Origin of the sequence: Aquimixticola soesokkakensis (assembly GCF_900172375.1) — a bacterium.
GTDB lineage: Bacteria > Pseudomonadota > Alphaproteobacteria > Rhodobacterales > Rhodobacteraceae > Aquimixticola > Aquimixticola soesokkakensis.
In genome coordinates, this window is sequence record NZ_FWFS01000006.1 from 231,210 (window position 1) to 255,883 (window position 24,674).

Genomic DNA, 24,674 nt, shown 5'->3' on the forward strand with positions numbered 1-24,674 from the left:
CAGTAGATTGCGCGCATGAGCGAAAGCGAACAGGCGCGCACCGGCATGGGTGCATCATCTACGCAGCGACCCCGAGGGTCTGACGGGGGCGCGCAGGCGAAGGCTCCGATCGAGGGTGCGAGCGCGAAGCCCAAATCGTCAAGCGCCCACAATCCGGCCCAAAATCAGGCCCAACCCACCGCGCTGACATGGGTCGGGCGCGCCTCGATCGGGGTGTTTGTGCTGGTGGCGGTTGCCGTGGTCTGGGTGACGAACCTGTTTTTGACAGAGCGCTACACGATCCTCACGCGCAACCGCTCGGAGGTGCGACAGGCGCTCTATTCGGGCAACTTGCTGAGTGAATTGCAGCGAAACGCCATCGTGCCGATCCTTTTGTCGCGCGACCCGGCGTTGATCGGCGCGCTTAATTCCAACGATTATTCCCAGACCTCGCAATGGCTGATTTCCTATGTCGATGAAATCGGCGCGGCGGGGATCTTGCTGCTCGACACCAGCGGCAAGGTCGTCGCCTCCACGGGGCGCGAGCGTTTGGGCGAAACGCATGCGGCGGATGGGTACTTCATCGACGCGCTGCGCACCAACGACACGATTTTCAAAGTCAGCCCGCGCGAGTCGGGGGGCTATGATTTCACCTATTCGCGCAAGATCGACATCAACAACACCTTTGCCGGTGTCATCGTGGTCGAGGTCGATCTGGCGAAATTCGAACGCAGCTGGCTGGGTATTTCCGATGCGGTGATCGTCACCAATTCCGAAGGCATGATCATCCTCTCCACCGAGCCGCAGTGGCGCGGCAAAAGCGAGGCCGAGGCGCTCAAGGATGCCGCCACCCCCACCGCCATCGAGCGCGCCTTGCAGGTGACAGCCGATTGGACGGCGCTGCCTGCCGAGGCCTATCTGGGCGGCGAGGCGGTGATGCGGCTTGAAAACCGCATTCCGTTTCGCGGCTGGCGCATGGCCTCTTTTACCACCTATGCTTCGGTGCGCGAAAAGGTGAACACGGTGCTGGCGCTTGAAATCATGGGGTTTGCGATCCTTCTGGCGGGGGTATTTTACCTCAGCTCGCGGCGCGCCCTGTCACAAGCGGGGCTGTTTCAGCGCGAGTCCGCCGAATTGCGCCAGTTGAATATCGCGCTGCAGCGGGAGGTGGCCGAACGCAAAAAGGCCGAGAAATCCCTGCAAGTGGCCGAGCAAACGCTGGCGCAGTCGTCCAAACTTGCGGCCTTGGGGGAAATGTCGGCGGCGGTCAGTCACGAGTTGAACCAACCGCTGGCCGCGATGAAGACCTATCTGGCGGGCGCGCGGTTGCTGCTGCAACGCAAACGCCCCGACGAAGCGGTCGCGGCCTTTCAGCGGATTGACGATCTGATCGACCGCATGGGCGCGATCACCCGTCAGTTAAAGAGCTATGCGCGCAAAGGGGGCGACAGTTTGCAGCCGGTTGATTTGCGCGAATGCGTGAATGGCGCCCTGTCGATGATGGAACCCCAGCTTAAATCGCGCACCGTTGAACTGGTGCGCACCCTGCCCACGGAGCCTGTGCGCGTGATGGGGGATCGGTTGCGGCTGGAGCAGGTGCTGGTCAACCTGCTGCGCAATGCGCTGGATGCCTCGCGCGCGGTGGAAAACCCGCGGGTCGAAATCATGGTGACCGTGGGCGAGACGGCGACGATTTCCGTGCGCGACAATGGCGAGGGGATCGCCAATCTCGATGAATTGTTCGAACCCTTCTACACCACCAAGGCACCGGGGGATGGGGTGGGTCTTGGGCTTGCCATTTCCTCGGGCATCGTGAACGAGTTGGGGGGACGGCTGACGGCGCGCGATGCGCGCACCGGCACGGGGGCGGTTTTCGACGTCTCACTGCCGCTACTGAAACGCGACGCCGAGGCGGCTGAATAGCGCTCGGGCGGGTCTGTCGCGCAAGAAAAAGAGGAGTAACCTATGGCTTCGGCTATGAAAATCGCCATCGTGGATGACGAGCAGGACATGCGCCAATCCATCAGCCAGTGGCTGGCGCTGTCGGGATTCGATACCGAGACCTATGGCAGTGCCGAGGAGGCGCTCAAATCCCTTGGCCCCGATTTCACGGGGGCGATTATTTCCGATATCCGCATGCCGGGGATGGACGGGATGCAGTTTCTCAAAAAGTTGATGTCACTTGATAGTGGCCTGCCGGTCATCATGATCACCGGCCACGGCGATGTGCCGATGGCGGTCGAGGCGATGCGGGTCGGGGCGTTCGATTTCCTCGAAAAGCCCTTTAACCCCGACCGCATGACGGAACTGGCGAAAAAGGCGACCACTGCGCGCCGCCTGACGCTGGACAACCGCGCGCTGCGCCGCGAGCTGTCCGATGGCACCGGCATCATGAAAAAGCTCATCGGCTCGTCGCCGGTGATGGAACGGCTGCGCGAGGATATTCTGGATCTCGGACAGGCCGACGGTCACGTGTTGATCGAGGGCGAAACCGGCACCGGCAAGACGCTGGTCGCGCATGCGCTGCACGCCGTGGGCGCGCGGGCAGGGCGCAAGTTTTTCACCTATTCCTGCGCGGGGCGCGAGGAGCACGAGGTCGCAAAGCGGCTGTTTGGTCCCGATCCCGACGGGGCGGTGATTCCGCTGATCGAGGAGGCGCGCGGCGGCACGATTGTGCTGGAGGATATCGAGGCGCTGAGTTCGGCCTTGCAGGCGCGGCTGTTGAGCTGGATGAACGATCAGGGCACCCCGCCCGAAACCCGCGTCATCGCGATCTGCAACCTGCAAGAGCAGGGCAAGACCTGCGAAAACGCGCTGCGCCCCGATCTCTATTACCGGCTGGCGGCGATGAAAATCGTCCTGCCGCCCCTGCGCACGCGCGGCGAGGATATCCTGACGCTGTTCACCCGCCTGAGCCAGCAGTTCTCCGAAGAATACGGGTGCGAGGCTCCGGAAATTTCCGCCCAGGAGGCCGCGCAGTTGCTGCAAGCACCCTGGCCGGGGAATATTCGCCAATTGATCAACGTCGCAGAACGGGCCGTTTTGCAAAATCGCCGCGGCTCGGGGTCGATTGCGTCGTTGCTGATGGCCGATAGCGAAGAAAACGACACGACGATGACCACCGAAGGCAAGCCGCTCAAGGAATATGTGGAGGCCTTCGAGCGCATGTTGATCGACAACACCATGCGCCGTCACAAGGGCTCCATCGTCAACGTGATGGAAGAACTCTGTCTGCCGCGCCGCACGCTGAACGAGAAAATGGCCAAATACGGTCTGGCCCGCGCCGATTATACCTGAGCGCCGCGCCAGATCAGGATCAGGATCAGGATCAGTATTAGGATCGGGGCCGTGACCTCTGCGAAAAGGGCGCTATCGCTAAGATAGCGCCCTTTTTTGCGAAAATGCGGGGGCGGTTAGGTATTTGTTCATCTGATTTGTGCAAAACTGCAAAATGGCGCGGTTTCACATGTCTGTTGTAATCATGTGAACGAGCGCTTAGAGTTTCTGCTTATGGGACCGGTTTTGCAGCCAGAATCCGGCGCTGTCGGTTCCTTATGAAAGTTTCGCTGTCCAGATTGCGGATTGGCAGGCCCCAGAGCCGCCCCGTGATCTGCACAGGCCGAGAGTGCCGCCTCTGTTGGACCCTGTCGGGTTCGGGAATGCGGCTGATGACACGCTTGCAAGGTTGCTGTGCCCCGATGGGTCACGTGGTCTGTGTGAGCCCTGAATGGGTGTCGCGCCTTTTCGCGGCGTTGCGACATGCGGGCCCTTTGCCGGACCCCCGATGTGGCAGCGCGCGACGGGCGAGAGGCATCGGAGAAAACCGCGATGACACGCGCAGACGACCACAGGAACCGGACGCGGGCGCAGTTTGTGCCGGCGCCGCTTTGCTGTGGTGTCCTTGCAGGCATCGCCCTATCAATTCACCGCAAATCGCCACCCTGTCCCGCGAGCACCGCCTCCGCGAGGACACCGGTCGGGACGGGCGCGCGCGTCTGCGGTGACGGAAAGTACAATGGCAAAGAAAATGCTTATCGATGCCACCCACGCGGAAGAAACCCGCGTCGTGGTGGTGGACGGAAACAAGGTCGAGGAGTTCGACTTTGAGTCCGAAAACAAGCGCCAGCTTGCTGGCAATATCTATCTGGCAAAAGTAACGCGGGTCGAACCCTCGTTGCAGGCTGCGTTTGTCGATTACGGCGGAAACCGTCACGGGTTCCTCGCGTTTTCGGAAATCCACCCAGATTACTACCAGATCCCCCAAGCCGACCGTCAGGCGCTGATGGACGAGGAGCTGGCCTATGCCAAGCAACTCGCCGAAGAGGAAGACAAGCCCAAGAAATCCTCGCGCTCGCGCTCGCGCTCACGCAGCAAGACCAAAGCCGAAGAGACCAAGACCGAGGATGCGGTTCACACCGCCGAGCTCAGCGGCGATGCCTCTGATGAGACGGTGCGTGAGGCCTCTGATGAGGCGGTGCGCGAAGGATCGATCCCGGGAATGGATGTGGTCGATCTCGGCCCCGATCCCGACGCCGATGCAAGCGATGCCACCGCCCAGGAAGTGACAGCGCAGGAGGATGCCTCCGCTGGCGAGGCCGCCCCCTCCGACGCGCCCCAAGCGGCAGCGGATAACGGCGACAGCGCGCAAGAGGATGGCGCCGACGCAGACACCGCAGACGACGAGTCCGGCGACGACGAGTCCGATGACGACGCGCAAGAGGATGACGGCGATAGCGATATCGAATCCGTGGCCGACGATGACACCCAAGAGGACATCCGCCCCGTGCGCAAACCGCGCGCGCGCCGCTACAAGATTCAAGAAGTGATCAAGGTGCGCCAGATCCTGCTTGTGCAGGTCGTCAAAGAGGAACGCGGCAACAAGGGTGCGGCGCTGACCACCTATCTGTCGCTGGCGGGTCGCTACTGCGTGCTCATGCCCAACACCGCGCGCGGTGGTGGCATTTCGCGCAAGATCACCAATGCCGCCGACCGCAAGAAGCTCAAAGATATCGCCAATGAGTTGGAAGTGCCGCAGGGCGCGGGGTTGATCATTCGCACCGCAGGCTCCCAGCGCACCAAGACCGAAATCAAGCGCGATTACGACTACCTCAAGCGCATGTGGGAACAGATCCGCGAGTTGACGCTTAAATCCGTCGCGCCCGCGAAGATCTACGAAGAGGGCGACCTCATCAAACGTTCGATCCGCGACCTCTACAACAAGGACATCGACGAGGTGTTCGTGGAGGGGGTCGAGGGCTATCGCACTGCCAAAGACTTCATGAAAATGATCATGCCCTCGCATGCGAAAAACGTGAAGCTCTACAACGACGGCCTGCCGCTTTTCGCGCGCTATCAGGTCGAGGGCTATCTGTCGTCGATGTTCAACCCCACGGTCCAGCTGAAATCCGGCGGCTACATCGTGATCGATGTGACGGAGGCGCTGGTGGCTGTGGATGTGAACTCGGGGCGCGCCACGAAAGAGGGCTCGATCGAGGACACTGCGACCAAGACCAACCTTGAAGCTGCCGAAGAGGTGGCCCGTCAGGCGCGTTTGCGCGATCTCGCCGGTCTGATCGTGATCGACTTTATCGACATGGAAGAGCGTAAAAACAACGCCGCCGTCGAGAAACGTCTGAAAGACAAGTTGAAAACAGATCGTGCGCGCATTCAGGTGGGCCGCATTTCCGGCTTTGGCCTGATGGAAATGTCGCGCCAGCGTCTGCGTCCGGGGATGTTGGAGGCCACGACCATGCCGTGCCACCATTGCCACGGCACCGGCCTGATCCGTTCGGATGACAATATGGCGCTGACCATTTTGCGCCAGCTCGAAGAGGAAGGCACTCGCAAGCGCAGCAAAGAAGTGCTGTTGCGCGCGCCGATCGCCATCGTCAACTTCCTGATGAACCAGAAGCGCGAGCGCATCGCCCAGATCGAGGCGCGCTACGGCATGGCTGTGCGGGTGGAATGCGATCCGGCGATGATTTCGCCCGATTTCACCATCGAAAAGTTCAAATCCGCAACCCGTGACATCACCGAAGTTGTCGCGCCTGTGGTCACCGCCGATCTGTCCTACATGGATGACGACGACGACTATGTGGAGGAGGCCGAAGAGGTCACCGAAACCGCGCCGCAAACGACAAGCGACAGTGCGCCGGCCAGCAGTGAAACGGCTGTGCAGGGCGAAGAGGGCGAGGGCGAGCCCAAGCCCAAGAAACGCCGTCGTCGTCGTCGCCGTCGCAAATCCTCGTCGAGCGAGGGGCATGAGGGCGACACGTCGGCTGAGTCTTTGGATGCAGAGGGCACGGGCGCGTCGCAAGGCGATGAGGCCGAGGGCGCGCAAGGCAGCGATAGCGATGAGGGGGGCGACAAGCCCAAGCGCACCGTGTCGCGCTCCTCGCGCAGCCGCTCGTCGAGCAAACCGGCAGAGCCCGCACAGGACACCGCCCCCGAAGCGTCCGGCGCAGACAGCAATGAGGTCGTCGCAGACGCCCCGGTTGCAGATACTCCTGCGGCAGACACCCCCGGTGCTGAGGTCCCCGTTGAAGAGGCAGCAGAGGCGGCGACAACCGACACGCCCCCTGCGAGTAAATCAACCCGCACGCGCGCGTCGCGCAGCCGCAGTTCCAAGGCCAAAACCGCAGAGGCGGCAGAACCTGTCGCAGCTGAAACATCCGCTGAGGTGGCCACGGATGTAAGTGGTGAAACGCCCGCCGCGCCTGTAAGCGAAACAGTGGCCGCGCCTGCGCTTGAAACGCCTGTCGAGGCCGTTGTGGCGCAAACGACAGTGGCTGACACCGCCGCGCAAAACGACATCGCAACGGCTGAGCCCGTTGTGGTCGTCGAGGCGGCGCCAGCACCGCAAGCCGAGCCGCAAGAGGTCGCTCAGAACAGTGTCGAGGACGCTTCGGCCGACGCTCCGGTCGACGTGCAGCCCGAGGTCCAAGCAGCGCCCGAGACGGCGGTGCAGCCTGACAAAGAGGTCGAATCCGCAACGGCCGGGGGATCCGAGGAAACTGAAGACCCCGCGCCCAAGAAACGCGGTTGGTGGTCGATGCGCTAAGGCGCGCCACTCTGACTATAAAAACGCCCCTCGCAAGCGATTGCGGGGGGCGTTTTGCTGTCAGCCAGTTTTGTTGTCTGTCAACACGCGTGAACCGATGCGCGGTCTCAGGCGCTTTCGCGCGTGACCAGCCTGCCGGTAAAGGTGCGGTCGAAATCAATATCCTCTGCACTTTCAAGCACATCCACCAGGTAGTTCGCCATGTCCGTCAAGGGCTGGCGGTAGGTGGTGAGGCGGTAGTTGGGGCTTTCGGCCTGGGGCACATCGTCAAAACCGATGACGGCAATATCCTGGGGGACGCGCAGTCCCAGACGGTGCCGGATGGTGTCGATGGTACCGATCGCCAGCGCGTCGTTTTCGCAGACAATGATGTCGGGGCGTGCCTGTGGCGGCAGGGCGCTGAGGGTTTTATACGCCGCGTCTGCGGCCAGAATCGGATCATATTCCGCCACGCTGATGTTTTCTGGCGTGTCGCCCGTTGCGCGCTGCCAGCTATCGACAAAGGTTTCCAGTCGCAGCAGATGGGCCGAATAGGTGCGCGGGCCGGCCAGAAACAGCGGGCGTTTATAGCCGCGCGCCAGCACATAGGCGGCAATCTCCTGCGTGGCCTTTATGTCATCGACCGAGATCGAAATCGTGTCGGGGTTTTCCGAGGTGCGCGCGAAAATGATCAGCTTTTTAAAGCGGCGCGCCCGCAGGGCGGCCTCCAGAACGTCATCGTCGAACTGGATGCCGATCAGAATCGCGGCATCAACGCGGCGCTGGCTGGCGTTGAGAATGGCGGGGGCGGCATCTTCGCGGTCAAGCGTGTTGACCAGCAACGTGTCCCAGCCTTTGCGGCGCAGGGCGCGCGTCAGCCGTTCCAGCATCACCAGCTTGTGGGGGTTGGCAAAATCGTCAATCAGCAGCGCCACAAGATTGGAGCGATCCGAGGCCAGAGAGGCCGCGCGCAGATCGGGCACATAGCCCAGCGCCTCTGCGGCGGTCATGACTTTTTCACGGCTTTTGGGCGAAATCGACGCTGCCTTTTTGAAGGCGCGATTCACCGTCCAACGCGACACGCCGGCGGCCAAAGCCACGTCATCCGCCGTCACATTCGCGCTGTGCCGCGATTTTTTTTCATCATCCATTACGCACTCCTTGCCTGCACTTAGCATTGAAAGCGCTTTAAATTCTAGGGGCTTGGGGCAGGGCCGCGCCAAGGACGCGCGAATGCTGCCCTGCGGCACTGCGCGGCGAAAGTGCACGCGCGTGCAAAATGCTATTGCACGCGCGTGCAAGAATCGGCAATACTTCCCTCAACACGCGGCGCTACAGCCGTGGAGGGAGGAAAACATGCTAAAAGTTGGATTGCTCGGCGCTGGCCGGATTGGTCAGGTTCATGCGGTCAATATCGCGGGTCATGCGCGCTCGACGCTTGTCGCGGTGTCGGATGTGGTGGAGGGCGCCGCCCAGTCGCTTGCTGCAAAATACGGCGCCCAAGCGCGCAGCTCGGACGACATCCTGAACGATCCCGCCATTGACGCGGTTCTGGTTGCCACGTCGACCGACACCCATTCGGACCTGATCGAAAAGGCCGTGGCCGCGGGCAAAGCCGTGCTGTGTGAAAAGCCCGTCGATCTGTCGCTGGCCCGTGCCAAAGCCTGTCTGGCCGCCACCAAAGACAGCGGGCAGCCGGTCATGATCGGGTTCAACCGCCGCTTTGATCCCAACTTCGGCGCGATGCAGGCCGCGCTTGCAGCGGGGGAGATCGGCAAGGCAGAATTGCTGTCGATCACCTCTTTCGACCCGGCGCCGCCGCCCGTGTCCTACATCAAAGTGTCGGGCGGCTTGTTTCGCGACATGATGATCCACGACTTTGACATGGCCAATTTCATGATGGGCGCGCCGCCGGTCACCGTCACGGCCGTCGGGTCCGCCATCGTCAACCCCGAGATCGGGGAAGCGGGCGATGTGGACACAGCCGTGGTCACGCTGACCTATGCAGACGGGCGCATCGCGGTGATTAAAAACTCGCGCCGCGCGGTTTATGGCTACGATCAGCGCGTTGAACTGCTCGGTTCCGAGGGGCTGCTATCGGCGGGCAATATGCTGGAAAACACCCTGTCCAAATCGACCGTGGCAGGCGTGTCCAGCGCCAAGCCCACCTATTTTTTCCTCGAACGCTACATGCCCGCCTATGTCGTGGAATGGAACGCCTTCGTCACCGGCGTCCTCGACGGCACGCCGCTTGCGGTCACGCTTGAGGATGGCATCAGCGCACTTGCCATGGCCGAAGCCGCAACCCTTTCCGCCAAGACGGGCGCGCCCGTCACATTGGCCGATCTCTGAGCAAGCGCTCGGAGCAGTGATCTGCGCGGGCCACCGTGGCCCCGCAGTCTGGTCGTGCAGAGCCGCCGACCGCTTGCGGGCAGGGAGAGCCCGCCAAACTTGATCCTTGGGAGGACACCATATGAATAAACTTCTCGCCACTGTTGCCACAGCTGCCACGCTCGCCGTTGCGGCCCCCGCCTTTGCAAGCGATATCCTTGTCGTGGCGCACGGTCAGGCCAACGATCCCTTCTGGTCGGTCGTCAAGAACGGCGTTGAAAAAGCCGCCGCCGACACCGGTGCCAATGTCGAGTACCGCTCGCCCGAGACCTTTGACATGGTTGCCATGTCGCAGCTGATCGATGCCGCCGTAAACCAGGAGCCTGACGGGCTGGTCGTATCCATCCCCGACGCCGATGCGCTGTCGCCCGCCATCGAGCGCGCCGTTGCTGCGGGTATTCCCGTAATTTCGATCAACGCGGGTGCGGATGTGTCCAAATCCCTCGGCGCGCTGTTGCATGTCGGGCAGGACGAATTCACCGCAGGGCAGATTGCGGGCGCGAAACTTGCGCAAATGGGCGGTGTGAACGGGCTTTGCGTCAACCAGGAAGTCGGCAACGTGTCGCTCGACCAGCGCTGCGCTGGCTTTGAGGACGGCTTTGGCGGCACGGTCACGGTTCTGCCCACCACCAACGATCCGGCGGAAATCGAATCCAAAGTGCGCGCCGCGCTCGACAGCGACGAGTCCATCGACACCGTTCTTGCCCTTGGCGCCTCGACGGCGGGCGAGCCTTCGGTTGCCGCCGTCAAAGCCTCGGGGCGCGATGTGATGGTTGCCTCTTTCGATCTGTCCGCGCCCTTCCTGCAGTCGGTTGTCGATGGCGATGCGGCTTTCGCGATTGACCAGCAGCAGTTCTTGCAGGGCTATCTGGCCGTGAATTTTCTCGCGCTCAACGCCGAGTACGGCCTGATGCCGGGCGGGAACGTGCCCAGCGGCCCGAACCTGATCACCAGCGACAAAGCCGCGCAAGTGATTGATCTTTCGGCGCAAGGCATCCGCTAAATCATAGCAAACCACTCCCGGGGCGGTGCCTTGGTGCCGCCTTGGGTTTTTGGGGAGGGGAAAAGATGAGCGATAGCGTTCAAATCCAGACAGACGAACGTATCGGCGCCGAAAGCTTTGGTGCCAAATTGATGAAACGACCCGAGCTTGGCGCGGTGGCGGGCCTTGTGCTGGTGCTGGTGTTCTTCTTGATCACCGCCGACAGGTCGATGTTCACGCTGGCCGGTGTGATCAACTTTATGACGCCCGCGGCCCAGCTTGGTATTCTGGCCATCGGTGCGTCCCTGCTGATGATCGGCGGCGAGTTTGACCTCTCCATTGGCTCGATGGTCGCCTTCTCGGGCCTGTTCTTTGCGGCGGCGACCGTTACGATGGGGCTGCCCCTGATCGTTGCCATCCCGCTGACCTTTGTGTTTTCGGCCGCCGTGGGCGCGGTGAACGGTGCGATTGTGATCCGCTCGGGGCTGCCATCCTTCATCGTGACGCTGGCGTTTTTGTTCATTCTGCGCGGCCTGTCGCTGGTGGGGCTGAAGCTTGCCACGGGCGGCTCGACGCAGCTGCGCGGCGTGCGCGATGTGGTGGAAACCGACTGGCTTGCGCCCGTCTTTTCGGGCGATGCCTTTACGGGGGTCTTTGCGATGCTGGCCCGCAACGGCCTGATCGAAACCTTCAAGAGCGGCGCGCCCAAAGTGCCCGGTCTGCCGGTTGAAATCTTGTGGTTTGCCGCTCTGGCGCTGGTTGCCACCTATGTTTTGCTGCGCACCCCTGCGGGCAACTGGATTTTCGCGTCGGGCGGGGATGCCAATGCGGCCTCCAATTCCGGCGTGCCGGTGAAAGCGGTGAAGATTTCGCTGTTCATGCTCACCGCATGTTGCGCCGCCCTTGTGGCCATCATCACGGTGATGGATGCGGGCTCGACCGATGCGCGGCGCGGGTTTCAAAAGGAATTCGAAGCGATCATCGCCTCGGTGATTGGCGGCTGTTTGCTGACGGGGGGCTATGGTTCGGCCATCGGGGCGTTCTTTGGCGCCATCATCTTTGGCATGGTGGTTATCGGCCTCACCTACACCGGCATCGACCAGGACTGGTTCCAGGTGTTCCTGGGCGGGATGCTGTTGCTCGCGGTGCTGTTCAACAATGCGATCCGCAAACGCGTGACGGGGGAACGTTGAGATGACACATCCAATCATCCACATGCAGGACATCAAAAAGCATTTCGGCAATGTGATCGCGCTGAACGGGGTGACCTTTGATGTGACGGCCGGTGAATGCCACTGCCTTCTGGGCGACAACGGGGCGGGCAAATCGACCTTTATCAAAACCATGTCGGGCGTGCATAAACCGACTTCGGGCGAGATCCTGTTCGAAGGCAAGCCGCTGTCGTTTTCCAGCCCGCGCGATGCGATGGAAGCGGGGATTGCGACCGTGTTCCAGGACCTTGCCATGATCCCGCTGATGAGCGTGACGCGCAATTTCTTCATGGGGCGCGAGCCGACGAAGGGGCGGGGCCTTGCCAAGCGGTTCGATCTGAATGCGGCGAATGACATCTGCATGGAAGAGATGCGCAAGATGGGGATCAACCTGCGCGCGCCCGACCAGGCGGTCGGCACGCTGTCGGGGGGCGAACGTCAAACCGTTGCCATCGCGCGCGCGGTCTATTTCGGCGCGAAAGTGCTGATCCTGGACGAGCCGACCTCGGCGCTCGGGGTGCGCCAGACCTCGAATGTGCTGTCGACCATCGCCCGCGTGCGCGCCCAGGGCGTCGGTGTGGTGTTCATTTCCCACAACGTGCGCCATGCGATGGCGGTGGGCGACCGCTTTACCGTGTTGAACCGTGGCCAGACGCTGGGCACCGCGCGCAAAGGCGAAATCACCTCCGCCGAGTTGCAGGATCTGATGGCAGGCGGTCAGGAATTGGCCACGCTCGACACGTCTTTGGGCGACACGATCTAGCCCGACAGCCTTCCTCCCCGCGAGGGGGGCTTTGCAGTCTCCCTCGCGCCTGAATTCCTTACAATTTCAATGTGAAAGGCGCGTGTATGTCGCAGCCGCAAGCTTTGGGTGTCTGCCTGATCGGCACCGGTTTCATGGGCAAATGCCACGCGATGGCTTGGCGCAATCTGGCCACCGTGTTTGGCGGTGTGCCGCCGCGTCTGGAACTGCTGGTCGATGTGGCGGCAGACAGTGCCGCGCGCCATGCGCAGGCCTTCGGCTTTGCGCGTGCCACGACCGACTGGCAGGCGGCCATTGCCGATCGCGCGTTGATGTGGTCTCGATCACCACCCCCAACGGGATGCACCGCCCCATGGCGCAAGCGGCCTTGCGTGCGGGCAAACATGTCTGGCTCGAAAAGCCGATGGCGCTCACTTTGGCGGATGCGCAGTCGATGGCGGATGTCGCCGCAGCGCATCCCGCGCAAGTCACGATGCTGGGCTACAACTACCTGCGCAGCCCCGCGTTTCAGGCGGCGCGTGCGCTGGTCACGCGCGGCGAGATCGGGGACCTTCTGGCCTTTCGCGGGGTCTACGACGAAGATTACTGCGCCGATCCCGACCTGGCGTGGTCGTGGCGTGCGACCCTTGCGCAGGGGGGGCTTGGCGCGCTTGGCGATCTGGGCTGTCACCTTGTCAGCCAAATGATCGCCCTGATGGGGCCGGTTGCCGAAGTGACGGCGCAGACGCAAATTGCCGTGCCGATGCGTCCGTCGCCCGAGGGGCCCAAAGCGGTTGAAAACGAAGACAGCGCCATGGCCTTGCTGCGCTTTGCCTCCGGCGCGCAGGGGTCCTTTGCCACCTCGCGCGTGGCGCGCGGGCGCAAATGCCGCCTGCAATGGGAGGTCCACGGCAGCCTTGGGACGATCTGTTTTGACCAGGAAAACATGAACGAGCTTTGGGTGCACCGCGCCAATGAGGCCGGATTTACCCGTCATCTCACCGGCCCCGAACAGCCCGATTTCGCCGCCTTTTGCCCCGCAGCAGGGCATAATTTCGGGTTCAACGAGCAAAAAGTGGTCGAGGCCCGCGATCTGGTCGCCGCCATCCACGGCGGAGCGCACAAGGGGCCCGATTTTGCAACCGGCCTTGAAATCGAGACCATCATCCATGCCATGGCGCGCTCCAACGGCGCGGCGATCCGCCTTTAACTCTCTGTTTTGGAAAACTACATGATCCAGTTCGGCACCAACCCCATTGCCTGGGCCAATGACGACGACCAGTCGCTTGGCGCAGATATTGCAACGTCCCGCATTCTTGAGGAAGCGGGGCAGCTCATCGGTTTTGACGGTATTGAAAACGGCCACCGCTGGCCCGCTGATGCCGAAGAATTACGTGTTCTTTTGAATGGTTACGGGTTGAAGTTCATTTCGGGCTGGCATTCGCTTAATCTGCTGACCCAGAGCGTCGAAGAGGAAAAACGCGCGCTCCAGCCCCATCTGGACCGCCTCAAACACAACGGCTGCACGGTCTGCATCGCCTGCGAAACCTCCAATTCCGTGCAGGGGCTGAACGCGCCCCTGACCACCCGCCCCGTGCTCGACGCTGCCGGCATGGCCGCTTTCGGCGCAAAGGTCGAAGACATCGCGCAGTTTTGCGCCGGTCAGGGCATCGATCTGGTCTATCACCATCACATGGGCACTGTCGTGCAAAGTCCTGAAGACATTGACGCTTTTATGGCCGCCACCGGACCTGCGACCAAGTTGCTGTTCGATGCGGGCCATTGCAGCTTTGCAGGCGGCGACCCCGAAGCGGTCCTGGCCAAACACATCGCCCGCGTGCGCCATTTCCATGCCAAAAACATCCGCCCCGCGCTTAAAGCGAGGGTCGAGGCCGAGGGGCTGTCTTTCATGGACGGGGTGCGCGCCGGGGTGTTCACCGTTCCGGGCGATCAGGAGGGCGGTGTGGATTTCACACCGCTGTTGCAGATTTTGGCTCAAGAAAATTACGATGGCTGGATCGTGATCGAGGCCGAACAAGACCCCGACCAGCGCAACCCGCTTCTCTACCAAACCCTTGGCTTGCATACTCTCAAACGCATTGCCCGCGACGTGAACCTGATTGGAGCCTCCTCATGAACACCCGCTTTCCCCTTGCGGCCTGCGCCGAAATGCTTTGGCGCGACCGTCCGATTGACTGGCGCTGTGGGGCCCTGAAAGAGCGCGGCTTTGCCGTGGGTCTGTGGAACTGGCCCGATCACGATCTCGCAAAACTTGCCGCGACAGGCGCGCAATTTTCCATCATGAACGGCTATCTGACGGGGCGCCTGGCCGATGACGCAGGTGCTAGCGAACTGCTGCGCTCGGCGCGCGAGACCGCGCAGATCGGCAAACGTCTGGGGGTTGCGCGCCTGAACCTGCATGGCACGGGATTGGGCGCGGGCGGTTTGCCCGTCCAGCCCTGCGATGTCGTGACGGGCGCGATGTGGCTGAAAGCGCGCGACACGCTGGCGCGCATTGCCGATATGGCCGAGGAGGAGGGCGTGATCTTCACGCTTGAAAACCTCAACCTGCCCGTCGATCACCCCGGTGTGCCTTTTGCGCGCGCCCAAGATACGCTGGCGCTGGTCAAAGCGGTGGATCACCCGCGTCTGCGCCTCAACCTTGACCTCTATCACGCGCAGATCGGCGAGGGGAATCTGATCGACCTATGCGCGGCCTGCTTGCCATATATCGGCGAGGTGCAGGTGGCCGATGTGCCCGGACGTTGCGAGCCGGGAACAGGGGAAATCAACTACGCGGGCGTGGCGCGCGCGCTCAGCGACATGGGCTATAGCGGTCCGGTGGGCATGGAAGCCTTTGCCAAAGGCGACGAGGATGCGGCGCTGGACGCCTTTCGCGCGGCCTTTTGCTAGGGCGCGGTTTTCGTGACCAGATAGGCCCGCTCGGGGCGCGCCACGCTGCCGCCCCGATCCTGCATCCCGTCGAACCGATGTCCGGCCTGCGTGCAATAATGCGGCACGTCGAGCACGGCCACCGGATCATCCGCCAAAAGCCGCACCTGCGCCCCCACGGGCAGACCCGCCAGCACCTTGCGCAGGCGCAAAACGGGCAGGGGGCAGAGCAGCCCCAAAGCATCGATGTCGATCACAGTGTCCATGGCGCTGTCCTAGCGCGCGGGCGGGGCTGAAACAACTCCCACAAAAGGGTGAGCGCCTGCGACGCTTGTGATGCTTTCTTTTGCCAGCGCAAACTGGCAAGAGGGGGCCATGTTCGGAATTGATCTCTTTGACGCCTCGCTTTTGCCCGCCCTCCTGATCGCTTTGGCGGCGGGCTTTGCGTCCTTTATCAGCCCCTGCGTGTTGCCGATCGTGCCGCCCTATCTGGCCTATATGTCGGGCATTTCGATGACTGACCTGCGCGGCGCGCAGCGCCATCGCGCCATCATTCCCGCGATCATGTTTGTGCTGGGTCTGTCGACGGTGTTCCTGTTCCTCGGGTTTACGGCCTCGGCGTTCGGGATGTTTTTCCTGCAAAACCAAGTGGTTTTCGCGCGGCTGTCGGGACTTGTGATCATCGGTTTGGGGCTGCATTTCCTTGGGGTCTATCGCATCGCGATCCTGGACCGCGAAGCGCGTCTGGATGCGGGCGATCAGGGCGGCAGTGCTTTTGGGGCCTATGTTTTGGGGCTGGCCTTTGCCTTTGGCTGGACGCCCTGCATCGGGCCGCAGCTTGGGGCGATCCTGTCCATTGCCGCCAACGAGGGCTCGCTGTCGCGCGGCACCGCGCTTTTGGCCGTTTATGCGATCGGGCTGGGGCTGCCGTTCCTGTTGTCGGCGCTGTTTATCGAGCGCGCGATGGGGGTGATGAATCGCCTCAAACGTCACATGGGCCTGATCGAAAAGGTGATGGGCGCGCTTTTGGTGATCGTGGGGCTGATGCTGCTCACGGGGGCGTTTTCGAAATTCTCTTTCTGGCTGCTTGATACCTTTCCCGCGCTTGCGAGCATTGGTTAATTCGACTTAATCTTGCCGCACCAACGCGTTAGTGTCGGGGGGAACGGGTAAGAGGATGGGCGCGTGAGCCGCGATCAGATCAGTCAAAACGCGCAGGCACAGGGACAGGAGGTCGCACGGCGGCGCGTGTTCTACATTCCGGGATATGATCCGATTCCGCCGCGCCGTTACCGCGAACTCTATCGCAAAGAGGGCAGCGCACAGGCGCAGATTTCGGGCTATTCCCTTGAAATATCACCCAAACCCAAAGGCACCGTCTGGGGCGCGCCCTTTGGCTGGCACGCGCAAACGCTCATCGGTTCTCACAAAACCAGCGCCCAGATCGACGTGCTGGTCTGGTCGGACATCGTGCAAAGCTCGATGGCTGCCGGCATCGCGCGCACCTATGTGATGCTTGCGCGCACCGCCGTGACCTATATCGGCACCGGCGCGCTCTGGCGGCTCATGAAACTGCGCAAAGGTCCCGTGATCGCGGCGCTCTATCCGGTGGCGATGCTTCTTGTGCAGCTTTTGGTCGCGCTTTTTGCAGGGCACATCGTGGTGAGCCTTGCCGAGCTGTTTGGCGGGATGATCGAGCGGGCACTCTATCCCGGAACGCTGTGGCTGGAGCGCCCGCTGTTCTATCCGGTTTGGGGCGTGGCCCTGTGTCTTGGCGCGGTGACGGTCTATGCCGTCTTGCGTTGGTTCAAGCATCACGATGGCCGTTTTTTCGCCTATTACCTCATGCATGACTACGCGTTTTCGGCGCGCTGGCAGGGCGCAAATCCACCCGCCCTTGAGGCGCGGATGGCGCAGTTCGCTGAGGCTGTCGCGCAGGCTCTGGCGCAGGCCGAGCAGGGCGAATGGGACGAGGTGCTGGTGGTGGGCCATTCCTCGGGCGCGCATCTGGGCGTGTCGGTTCTGGCCGATCTGGCGCGCGCCGGTCGCATTCCGGCGGGCGCGCCGCTGGGGTTTTTGACCCTTGGCCAGGTCGTGCCGATGGTTTCCTTCCTGCCAAAGGCGCAGCGATTGCGCGCGGATCTGGCCTTTTTGTCGACCACGGACGCGCTGTTCTGGCTCGATGTCACCGCGCCCGGCGATGGCTGTGCTTTTGCGCTGTGCGATCCGGTGGCCGTCACGGGGGTGGCCCCGCCCGATCAGCGCTGGCCGCTGGTGATTTCGGCCGCTTTCACCCAGACGCTGGCGCCCAAAACATGGGCCAAGCTGCGCTGGCGGTTTTTCCGGCTGCATTTCCAGTATCTATGCGCCTTTGATCGGCCGCGCGACTACGATTATTTCCAGATCACCTGCGGGGCGACGCGCCTTGCCACGCGCTTTGCCGATCGCCCCCCCACGCCAAGCCGCATCCGGCGCGCGGTGAACACATATCGGGACATGGCATGACACGCTTGCCCCCGAAACCTGCGTCGCGCGCGCCCGAAACCTCGCTTTGGGGCTACGTCAAACTGTTTCGCCGCGACATCCTCTCGGCGCAGCCCGCAAAGTTGTACCGCGCGTGGATGGCCGAATTCCGCACGCCCTTCTTTCGCAGCTTTCTGGTCAATCAACCCGACCTCGTGACCCGTGTCCTCAAAGAGCAGCCGATGGCTTTCCCCAAATCCGACCGCATCGCGGAAGGGTTGCGCCCCTTGCTGGGCAACTCGGTGTTTTTGACCAATGGCGCGCTCTGGCAGCAACAGCGCCGCATCATCGACCCCGCCTTCGAGGGCGGACGCCTGCGCGACACTTTCGAGGCGATGGTGGGGGCAGGGCAGTCGGCGCTGACGCGGATCGCGCGCCACGAGGGGGCTGTGATCGACATCGAACCCGAAACCAGCCACGCCGCCGCCGATGTGATCTTTCGCACGTTGTTTTCGATCCCGATCGAACACGCCCAGGCCCGCGCGGTGTTCGAGCAGTTTCGCGACTACCAGCGCGAACAGCCGATCCTGAACCTTGCGGCATTTGTGCCCCTGCCGCGCTGGATGCCACGGTTTCACAAGGCGCGCACGAAACGCACGGCGGCGGCGATCCGGCGGCTGATTGCAGACCTGTGTCACGCGCGCGCCGCCGAGATCGCCGCCGGCACTGCCCCCGATGATCTGGCGACGAAAATCATGACCACCGCCGACCCCGAAACCGGCGCGGTTTTTTCGGCGCAGGAGATGGTCGATCAGGTGGCGATCTTTTTCCTCGCAGGGCATGAAACCTCCGCCTCGGCGCTGGGGTGGGCGCTTTGGCTGCTTGCGGCCTATCCGCAGGTCCAGGCGCGGGTCGCCGCCGAGGGGCAGGCATTGGGCGCAAACCCGCAGTTTTCCGACCTCTCGAAACTGCGCTACACCCGCGATGTGTTTCGCGAGGCGCTGCGCCTCTATCCGCCGGTGCCGATGATGGTGCGCGAAGCGACCGCCCCCACGCGGTTTCGCGACAGAGCGGTGCCCAAGGGCAGCCAGATCGTGCTGAGCCCGTGGCATTTGCACCGCCACGAACGCCTCTGGGAGCGGCCCGATGATTTCGATCCCGACCGCTTTGCCAGCGAGAATGGCAAGCAATGTCTGCGCGAAGCATTCATTCCGTTTTCCAGCGGCGCGCGGGTCTGTCCGGGGGCGGGGTTTGCCATGGTCGAGGGGCCGCTTTTGCTGGCGATGATCGCGGGCGCCTTCGACATCAGCCGCGACACGGCGCGCGATCCGGTGCCCGTGGCCCATCTGACTGTTCGCGCAAAAGACGGGATTTGGCTGAGTTTTCGCCAAAGGACGGGGCCTGTAGACTGACGTTGTGCCATTCGCTTTGCGGGCGGGAAAGCGTCCTTGATGCAGCGCGATGGCTTGAGTTCGCCGGTGCTGCGTTCTACACCTTTGCAGCAAGACGTTTGAATTTGGAGGGTTACTCATGACCGTTAAACGCGACCTGTGCGACACGATCGGGAATACCCCGCTGATCCGCTTGAACGGCCCCTCCGAGGCGACGGGCTGTGAAATCTGGGGCAAAGCCGAATTCATGAACCCCGGTCAGTCGGTCAAGGACCGTGCGGCCCTGTACATCATCCGTGACGCCGTTGCGCGTGGCCAACTCAAACCCGGCGGCGTGATCGTCGAGGGGACAGCGGGCAATACCGGCATCGGTCTGGCGCTGGTCGGCTCTGCTTTGGGCTTTCGCACCGTGATTGTGATTCCTGAAACCCAAAGTCAGGAAAAGAAGGACATGATCCGTCTTGCGGGGGCCGAATTGGTACAAGTCCCTGCGGCACCCTATAAAAATCCCAACAACTACGTGCGCTATTCCGGGCGGCTTGCCGAGGAGCTTGCAAAGACCGAACCAAATGGCGCGATCTGGGCCAACCAGTTCGACAACACCGCCAACCGCGATGCCCATATCGAAACCACCGGTCCCGAAATCTGGGAGCAGACGGGCGGCAAGGTGGACGGTTTTATCTGCGCAGTCGGTTCGGGGGGCACGCTTGCGGGGGTCGGCATGGCGCTGCAACCCAAGGGCGTCAAGATCGGGCTTGCCGATCCGATGGGCGCGGCTTTGTATAATTTCTACACCAGCGGCGAATTGAAATCCGAAGGCGACAGCATCACCGAAGGCATCGGGCAGGGGCGCATCACCGCCAACCTCGAAGGCTTCACGCCTGATTTCTCCTGCCAGGTCACCGACCACGAGGCGCTGCCTGTCGTGTTCGATCTGCTGGAAAAAGAGGGCCTGTGCTTGGGCGGCTCTTCGGGGGTGAACGTGGCGGGCGCGATGAAAATGGCGCGCGATATGGGGCCGGGTCATACCATCGTCACCATCCTGTGCGACTATGGCACGCGCTATCAGTCCAAACTGTTCAACCCTGAATTCCTCAAGGCCAAGGGCCTGCCCGTGCCTGCGTGGCTCGACAATGCACCGCGCGATCTGCCGGAAGTTTACGAGGACTAGATGCTGCCTGCGCTCCGAGTTCGCGCGCTTTTTTCCTGCGAAGGGAGCGTTGGCACAGCACATCAAAGGCGAGGCCTAAGGGTCTCGCTTTCTTGGGTTTTTCTATGTCTCTGGCTTGGGGCTCTTGCGGGATTTGCGCCCGACGTTGCGCAGGCCCAAAGCAGTACCGCCCAGGGCCAGACGACGCCCGATTACACCACTTGGGACAGCCTTGCGACCCAAGCCCAGGCGACCATCGGCGCGGCCCAGACGAGCGACAGCGCGCTGGATGCCTTGCGGGGGTCGCTGGTGGATTGGCGCGCGCAGTTTCTTGCCGCGCAGGATGTGAACGCGGCGCGGATTTCGACGCTTGAGGCGCAGATTTCCGCTCTCGGGCCCGCGCCCGCCGAAGGGGCCAGCGAAGCCGATGACATCGCCGCGCGGCGCAAGGATCTGAACGCCCAGCTCGAGGAGGCCCAAGCCCCCGTGCTGACGGCCGAAGAGGCCTATACCCGCGCCGACGGTCTGGTGCGCGAAATCGACAGCACCCTGCGCAGCCGACAGGCGGACGCCCTTTTGACCGCCGGACCCTCGCCCCTCAACCCGTCGAGCTGGGCAACGGGGTTTGGCGATATCCTGTCGACCTTGCAGCTGACCGTCAGCGAAGTGGGCGATGCCCGCGTGGCGCTCAAGACCCGTCTGAGCGCCACCTCAAGCTTTGCGGCCATCGCGTTTTATATCTTTATCGGGCTGGTTCTGGTGCTGCGCGGGCGTCAGTGGATGGAAGGTCTGACCGCGCGGATCACCCGCCACGCCAAGGGCGCTCCGGGGCAGGGGCTGACCCGCTTTGTCGCATCCCTCAGTCAGGTGATCGTGCCGGTTCTGGGCATCGTCGCCTTCACCCAGGCCATTGACCAGACAGGACTTTTGGGCGCGCGGGGCCAAATTTTCCTGCATGCCTTGCCCGAACTCGGCTTTTTCGTCTTTGTGGCGCGCTGGCTTGGCTTGTTGCTGTTTCCGCGCCAGACCGACGATGCGGGGGTCGTGTCCGCTTTTGATGTCAGTCAGGAGCGGCGCCGCGAGGCCCGCGCCCATATGGTCATCTGCGGCGTGGTTCTGGTGCTTTTGTCGCTGATCGGGGCGCTGGCGCAGTTCGAAGACTATGCCGAGGCCACCCGCGCGCTGCTGGTGTTTCCCGTTGTGCTGGTCGCGGGTGTGAACCTCAGCCGCATGGGGGCGATCTTGCGCCTTGCCGCGCGCCACATGTCGCAAACTGACGCGGCCGAGATCCAGAGTCAGGATTTGCGCGACGTGATCCTTGGGACCATCGGGCGTCTCGTGGTTCTTGCGGGCATCGCCGCGCCGGTGCTGTCGCTTGCGGGCTATCAGAATGCCGCCATCGGGCTGACTGTGCCCGTGATCGAAACGCTGGGCATCTTGGGCCTTTTGGTGGTGCTCTCGCATCTGGTCATCGACCTTTTCGCCGTCATCGCCAAATCCGAAGAAACCGCCCGCGCAAGCCTTGGGCCGGTGTTGGTGACCTTTGTGCTGGTGATTGGGGCGATCCCGGTTCTGGCACTAGTCTGGGGGGCGCGTCCGGCCGATCTGCTGGAAATCTGGACCCGCCTGCGCGAGGGGTTCGCGATTGGCGATGTGCGCATCACGCCGACCTCGTTTTTCACCTTCGCGGTGATTTTCGCCATCGGCTACGGCCTCACAAAGCTGGTCAAGGTCGCTTTGGCGACGACCGTTTTGCCCAAAACCAAGCTCGACAAGGGCGGGCAGCACGCCATCACCGTGGGCACCGGTTATGTCGGAATTTTTCTGGCAGCGATGGCGGCAATCACCACGGCGGGCATCAACCTGTCCTCGCTCGCGATTGTCGCCGGGGCTTTGTCGGTGGGGGTGGGCTTTGGCTTGCAAACCATCGTGTCCAATTTCGTCTCGGGCATCATCCTGTTGATCGAGCGTCCGATTTCCGAAGGCGACTGGATCGAAGCGGGCGGGCAGATGGGCTTTGTGCGCGATATTTCCGTGCGCGCCACGCGGGTCGAGACCTTTGATCGCACCGATGTCATCATCCCCAACCAAGACCTGATTGCCGGTCAGGTGGTGAACTACACCCGCGGCAATCTGATCGGGCGCGCGGTGATCCCCGTGGGCGTGGCCTATGGCAGCGATACCCGCCGCGTCGATAAAATCCTGCATGACATCGCCGCCGAGCAGCCGATGGTCCTGCTCAACCCTTCGCCGCAAGTGTTTTTCACGGGGTTCGGAGCGGATAGTATGGATTTCGAAATTCGCGTGATCCTGCGCGACGTGACCTTCATCATGCAGGTCAAAAATGACATTAACCACGCCATCGCCGAACGTTTTGCCGCCGAAGGGATCGAGATTCCTTTTGCACAGCGCGATATCTGGCTGCGCAACCCCGAGGCTTTGACGCAGGGCGCGCGCCCTGCGCCCGCCGCTGCTGCCCACACGCCCAAAGCCGACCCCGTGTCGCGTCGGGACGCGGTTGGCGGGTTGGAGCCGGGCGACGTGAGCGGTGGCGCATCCGACGGAGACACCCAGTGAGTTCCCCCCGTGTACCCGAGCCCCTCGCCAGCGTTGCGCTGTTTCGCGAAGACCCGTATATGCAGGACGCGCCCGCGCAGGTGCTGCGCATCACCGAGGAGGGGGGCGTGGTGCTGGACCGCACGATTTTTTACCCCTCGGGCGGCGGGCAGCCCGGCGACAGCGGTCGCATCGAATGGACGAGCACGACCTCGGGAAATGGCACCTCTGGGCGCGTGTCAATCGCGACTGCCGTGAAGGGCGAGGGGGGCGAAATCGTGCTGGTCCCCGCCGAACCCGTGTCCTTGCCCCCCGAAGGCACCCGTCTGACGCAGCATCTCGACTGGCAACGCCGCCACCGCCACATGCGCGTGCACACCGCGCTACATTTGTTGTCGGTGGTCATTCCCCTGCCGGTCTCGGGCGGTGCCATCGGGGCTGAAAAGGGGCGACTGGATTTCGACATGCCCGACGCCCAGATCGATCGCGACGGGATCGAGGCGGCGCTGAACGCGCTGATCGAATGCGATCTGAAAGTGTCCGACAGCTGGATCAGCGATGATGAACTGCGCGCCGATCCGTCGATTGTGAAAACCATGTCGGTTATGCCGCCTTTGGGGCAGGGCCGCGTGCGACTGGTGCGTATCGGCGCGGGGGAAACGCAGGTCGATCTGCAACCCTGCGGCGGCACCCATGTGGCACGCACGGCCGAAATCGGACGTGTAACGCTTGGAAAGATCGAGAAAAAAGGCCGCCAGAACCGCCGTTTCACGATTCATCTGGACCTGTAAGCCGCCTGCGAAACCGGCCTGTGACATGTTTGTAAAAAAGCACTCTTTTTTCGCGCATCAGGGCTTGCACCCCGCCGCAAATACGGGCTAAAGAGCGCGCAACGGACAGGTGGCCGAGTGGTCGAAGGCGCACGCCTGGAAAGTGTGTAGGCGGGAGACCGTCTCCAGGGTTCGAATCCCTGTCTGTCCGCCAAGATCCCCCTTAGGTTATTGTTTTTTATTCAAAATTTTAAGGCTTGGGTTTTCTATTGCCGATCTAGTGACAGTTTTTGCGCGATGGTTTTGGGTGCCCACAAACTTTCCAACACGAAATTGTGTCCGACCGATTGGCGCTAGGCACGGATTGTGCGTCGCAATGACTTCCCGTAAGTTTCCCGAAATCATTGTGAGGAACACTTATGGAATGGTTAGTCGGCTTCGTCCTTGGGTTCTTCGCAGACCTGTTTCGTTCCGTCTTCATGCCTTCCAGCACGGAATGGATAAACAAGTTCATCCCCGCCGCTCGCAGAAAGGCCAATGTTGAAGAAAACATTCTGACCTTAGAAGTAATGGACAAACTGAAATCGCTTGGAAAAGACCCCAACCTAGCGAAACATGCCCGCGACGACGCCGCACAGTTCTTGACAGTCCTTACAAGCCAGCAAGAAGCTTTCGTCGAAAATGCTATCGAAGTCATTGATAGCACTCACATGACACAAGCCGAAATGAACGTGGAAGCGGGTCGTCGCGCTAATGTGGCGCAACAACAGATGGAACGCGCCACAGTAGCTTTGAAGCGGTCGGGATGGTTGGAACCGCCCCAAATTTCGAACTTAGACAAAGCGCAAGAAAACTGGGAAGCCTATGCGAAGTCGCAAGCGGAATTTGCCGCATCAGAGTTCGAAGGCGGGTCAATGGCCCGGCTTGTGTATGCAAGCGAACTGGAATCGGTTACAATTAGCAGAACAGGCGAACTTAATCGTATGTTCCAAGAAATGCAGGAACGCTACGGCGACTAAATTTCAATCTTGCGGATAAAAAAGACCCCCGAAACCTTTCGGCAACGGGGGTTAGGTGCTTTCTAGTGGCCTTGGGAAGATCAAAAAGC

Annotated in this window: 19 protein-coding genes and 1 tRNA gene; 18 read left to right on the forward strand and 2 right to left on the reverse strand. The window is 62.0% G+C overall.

The window, feature by feature from the left end:
- Window positions 1-15 precede the first annotated feature (15 nt).
- The 3 genes from AQS8620_RS09510 (at window position 16) to AQS8620_RS09520 (ending at window position 7,039) form a co-directional block, all read left to right on the forward strand.
- A complete protein-coding gene (locus AQS8620_RS09510) occupies window positions 16-1,902 on the forward strand; it encodes a sensor histidine kinase (RefSeq protein WP_234990441.1) in 1,887 nt (628 codons plus the stop codon).
- Between the two features lie 42 nt (window positions 1,903-1,944).
- Window positions 1,945-3,276 (forward strand): sigma-54-dependent transcriptional regulator, encoded by a 1,332-nt coding sequence (locus tag AQS8620_RS09515; RefSeq protein ID WP_085836613.1) that lies wholly within the window; start codon window positions 1,945-1,947, stop codon window positions 3,274-3,276.
- 718 nt (window positions 3,277-3,994) lie between these two features.
- The gene (locus AQS8620_RS09520) at window positions 3,995-7,039 is read left to right on the forward strand and encodes a ribonuclease E/G (protein ID WP_085836614.1); all 3,045 of its coding nucleotides are present in this window, start codon (window positions 3,995-3,997) and stop codon (window positions 7,037-7,039) included.
- A 107-nt stretch (window positions 7,040-7,146) separates the two neighbouring features.
- On the opposite strand, the gene AQS8620_RS09525 is transcribed toward AQS8620_RS09520, so the two are convergent.
- The gene (locus AQS8620_RS09525) at window positions 7,147-8,169 is read right to left on the reverse strand and encodes a LacI family DNA-binding transcriptional regulator (RefSeq protein WP_085836615.1); all 1,023 of its coding nucleotides are present in this window, start codon (window positions 8,167-8,169) and stop codon (window positions 7,147-7,149) included.
- A gap of 205 nt (window positions 8,170-8,374) precedes the next feature.
- Between AQS8620_RS09525 and iolG the strand changes: the two genes are divergently transcribed.
- The 7 genes from iolG to AQS8620_RS09560 all read left to right on the forward strand — a co-directional run bounded on the left by iolG (window position 8,375) and on the right by AQS8620_RS09560 (window position 15,257).
- A complete protein-coding gene (gene iolG / locus AQS8620_RS09530; RefSeq protein WP_085836616.1) occupies window positions 8,375-9,370 on the forward strand; it encodes an inositol 2-dehydrogenase in 996 nt (331 codons plus the stop codon).
- Window positions 9,371-9,491: 121 nt separating this feature from the next.
- On the forward strand, window positions 9,492-10,412 hold the full coding sequence (locus AQS8620_RS09535; protein ID WP_085836617.1) for a sugar ABC transporter substrate-binding protein: 921 nt from the start codon (window positions 9,492-9,494) through the stop codon (window positions 10,410-10,412).
- A gap of 65 nt (window positions 10,413-10,477) precedes the next feature.
- The gene (locus tag AQS8620_RS09540) at window positions 10,478-11,584 is read left to right on the forward strand and encodes an ABC transporter permease (RefSeq protein ID WP_085836618.1); all 1,107 of its coding nucleotides are present in this window, start codon (window positions 10,478-10,480) and stop codon (window positions 11,582-11,584) included.
- A gap of 1 nt (window position 11,585) precedes the next feature.
- On the forward strand, window positions 11,586-12,365 hold the full coding sequence (locus AQS8620_RS09545) for an ATP-binding cassette domain-containing protein (protein ID WP_085836619.1): 780 nt from the start codon (window positions 11,586-11,588) through the stop codon (window positions 12,363-12,365).
- A 313-nt stretch (window positions 12,366-12,678) separates the two neighbouring features.
- The gene (locus AQS8620_RS09550) at window positions 12,679-13,554 is read left to right on the forward strand and encodes a Gfo/Idh/MocA family protein (protein WP_306345904.1); all 876 of its coding nucleotides are present in this window, start codon (window positions 12,679-12,681) and stop codon (window positions 13,552-13,554) included.
- Window positions 13,555-13,575: 21 nt separating this feature from the next.
- Window positions 13,576-14,481 (forward strand): myo-inosose-2 dehydratase, encoded by a 906-nt coding sequence (gene iolE / locus AQS8620_RS09555; RefSeq protein WP_085836620.1) that lies wholly within the window; start codon window positions 13,576-13,578, stop codon window positions 14,479-14,481.
- Window positions 14,478-15,257, forward strand: coding sequence for a TIM barrel protein (locus AQS8620_RS09560; protein ID WP_085836621.1), 780 nt, complete (start codon window positions 14,478-14,480; stop codon window positions 15,255-15,257). The genes iolE and AQS8620_RS09560 overlap by 4 nt, the downstream gene beginning before the upstream one ends.
- On the opposite strand, the gene AQS8620_RS09565 is transcribed toward AQS8620_RS09560, so the two are convergent.
- On the reverse strand, window positions 15,254-15,502 hold the full coding sequence (locus tag AQS8620_RS09565; protein ID WP_085836622.1) for a sulfurtransferase TusA family protein: 249 nt from the start codon (window positions 15,500-15,502) through the stop codon (window positions 15,254-15,256). The two genes, AQS8620_RS09560 and AQS8620_RS09565, sit on opposite strands and share 4 nt — an antisense overlap.
- A gap of 109 nt (window positions 15,503-15,611) precedes the next feature.
- Between AQS8620_RS09565 and AQS8620_RS09570 the strand changes: the two genes are divergently transcribed.
- The 8 genes from AQS8620_RS09570 to AQS8620_RS09605 all read left to right on the forward strand — a co-directional run bounded on the left by AQS8620_RS09570 (window position 15,612) and on the right by AQS8620_RS09605 (window position 24,585).
- Window positions 15,612-16,358: a cytochrome c biogenesis CcdA family protein gene (locus tag AQS8620_RS09570; protein ID WP_085836655.1), complete on the forward strand. Its 747-nt coding sequence runs from the start codon at window positions 15,612-15,614 to the stop codon at window positions 16,356-16,358.
- A 63-nt stretch (window positions 16,359-16,421) separates the two neighbouring features.
- Window positions 16,422-17,741 (forward strand): hypothetical protein, encoded by a 1,320-nt coding sequence (locus AQS8620_RS09575; protein ID WP_234990442.1) that lies wholly within the window; start codon window positions 16,422-16,424, stop codon window positions 17,739-17,741.
- A complete protein-coding gene (locus AQS8620_RS09580) occupies window positions 17,738-19,111 on the forward strand; it encodes a cytochrome P450 (RefSeq protein WP_085836623.1) in 1,374 nt (457 codons plus the stop codon). The genes AQS8620_RS09575 and AQS8620_RS09580 overlap by 4 nt, the downstream gene beginning before the upstream one ends.
- Window positions 19,112-19,229: 118 nt before the next feature.
- On the forward strand, window positions 19,230-20,261 hold the full coding sequence (locus AQS8620_RS09585; RefSeq protein ID WP_085836624.1) for a cysteine synthase A: 1,032 nt from the start codon (window positions 19,230-19,232) through the stop codon (window positions 20,259-20,261).
- The gene (locus AQS8620_RS09590) at window positions 20,262-22,817 is read left to right on the forward strand and encodes a DUF3772 domain-containing protein (protein WP_085836625.1); all 2,556 of its coding nucleotides are present in this window, start codon (window positions 20,262-20,264) and stop codon (window positions 22,815-22,817) included.
- A gap of 59 nt (window positions 22,818-22,876) precedes the next feature.
- Window positions 22,877-23,587, forward strand: coding sequence for an alanyl-tRNA editing protein (locus tag AQS8620_RS09595; protein ID WP_085836626.1), 711 nt, complete (start codon window positions 22,877-22,879; stop codon window positions 23,585-23,587).
- 103 nt (window positions 23,588-23,690) lie between these two features.
- Window positions 23,691-23,780 (forward strand) — tRNA-Ser (locus AQS8620_RS09600).
- Between the two features lie 205 nt (window positions 23,781-23,985).
- Window positions 23,986-24,585 carry a lysozyme inhibitor LprI family protein gene (locus AQS8620_RS09605; RefSeq protein ID WP_085836627.1) on the forward strand — a complete coding sequence of 200 codons (600 nt, stop codon included), beginning with the start codon at window positions 23,986-23,988 and terminating at the stop codon, window positions 24,583-24,585.
- Window positions 24,586-24,674: the final 89 nt, after the last annotated feature.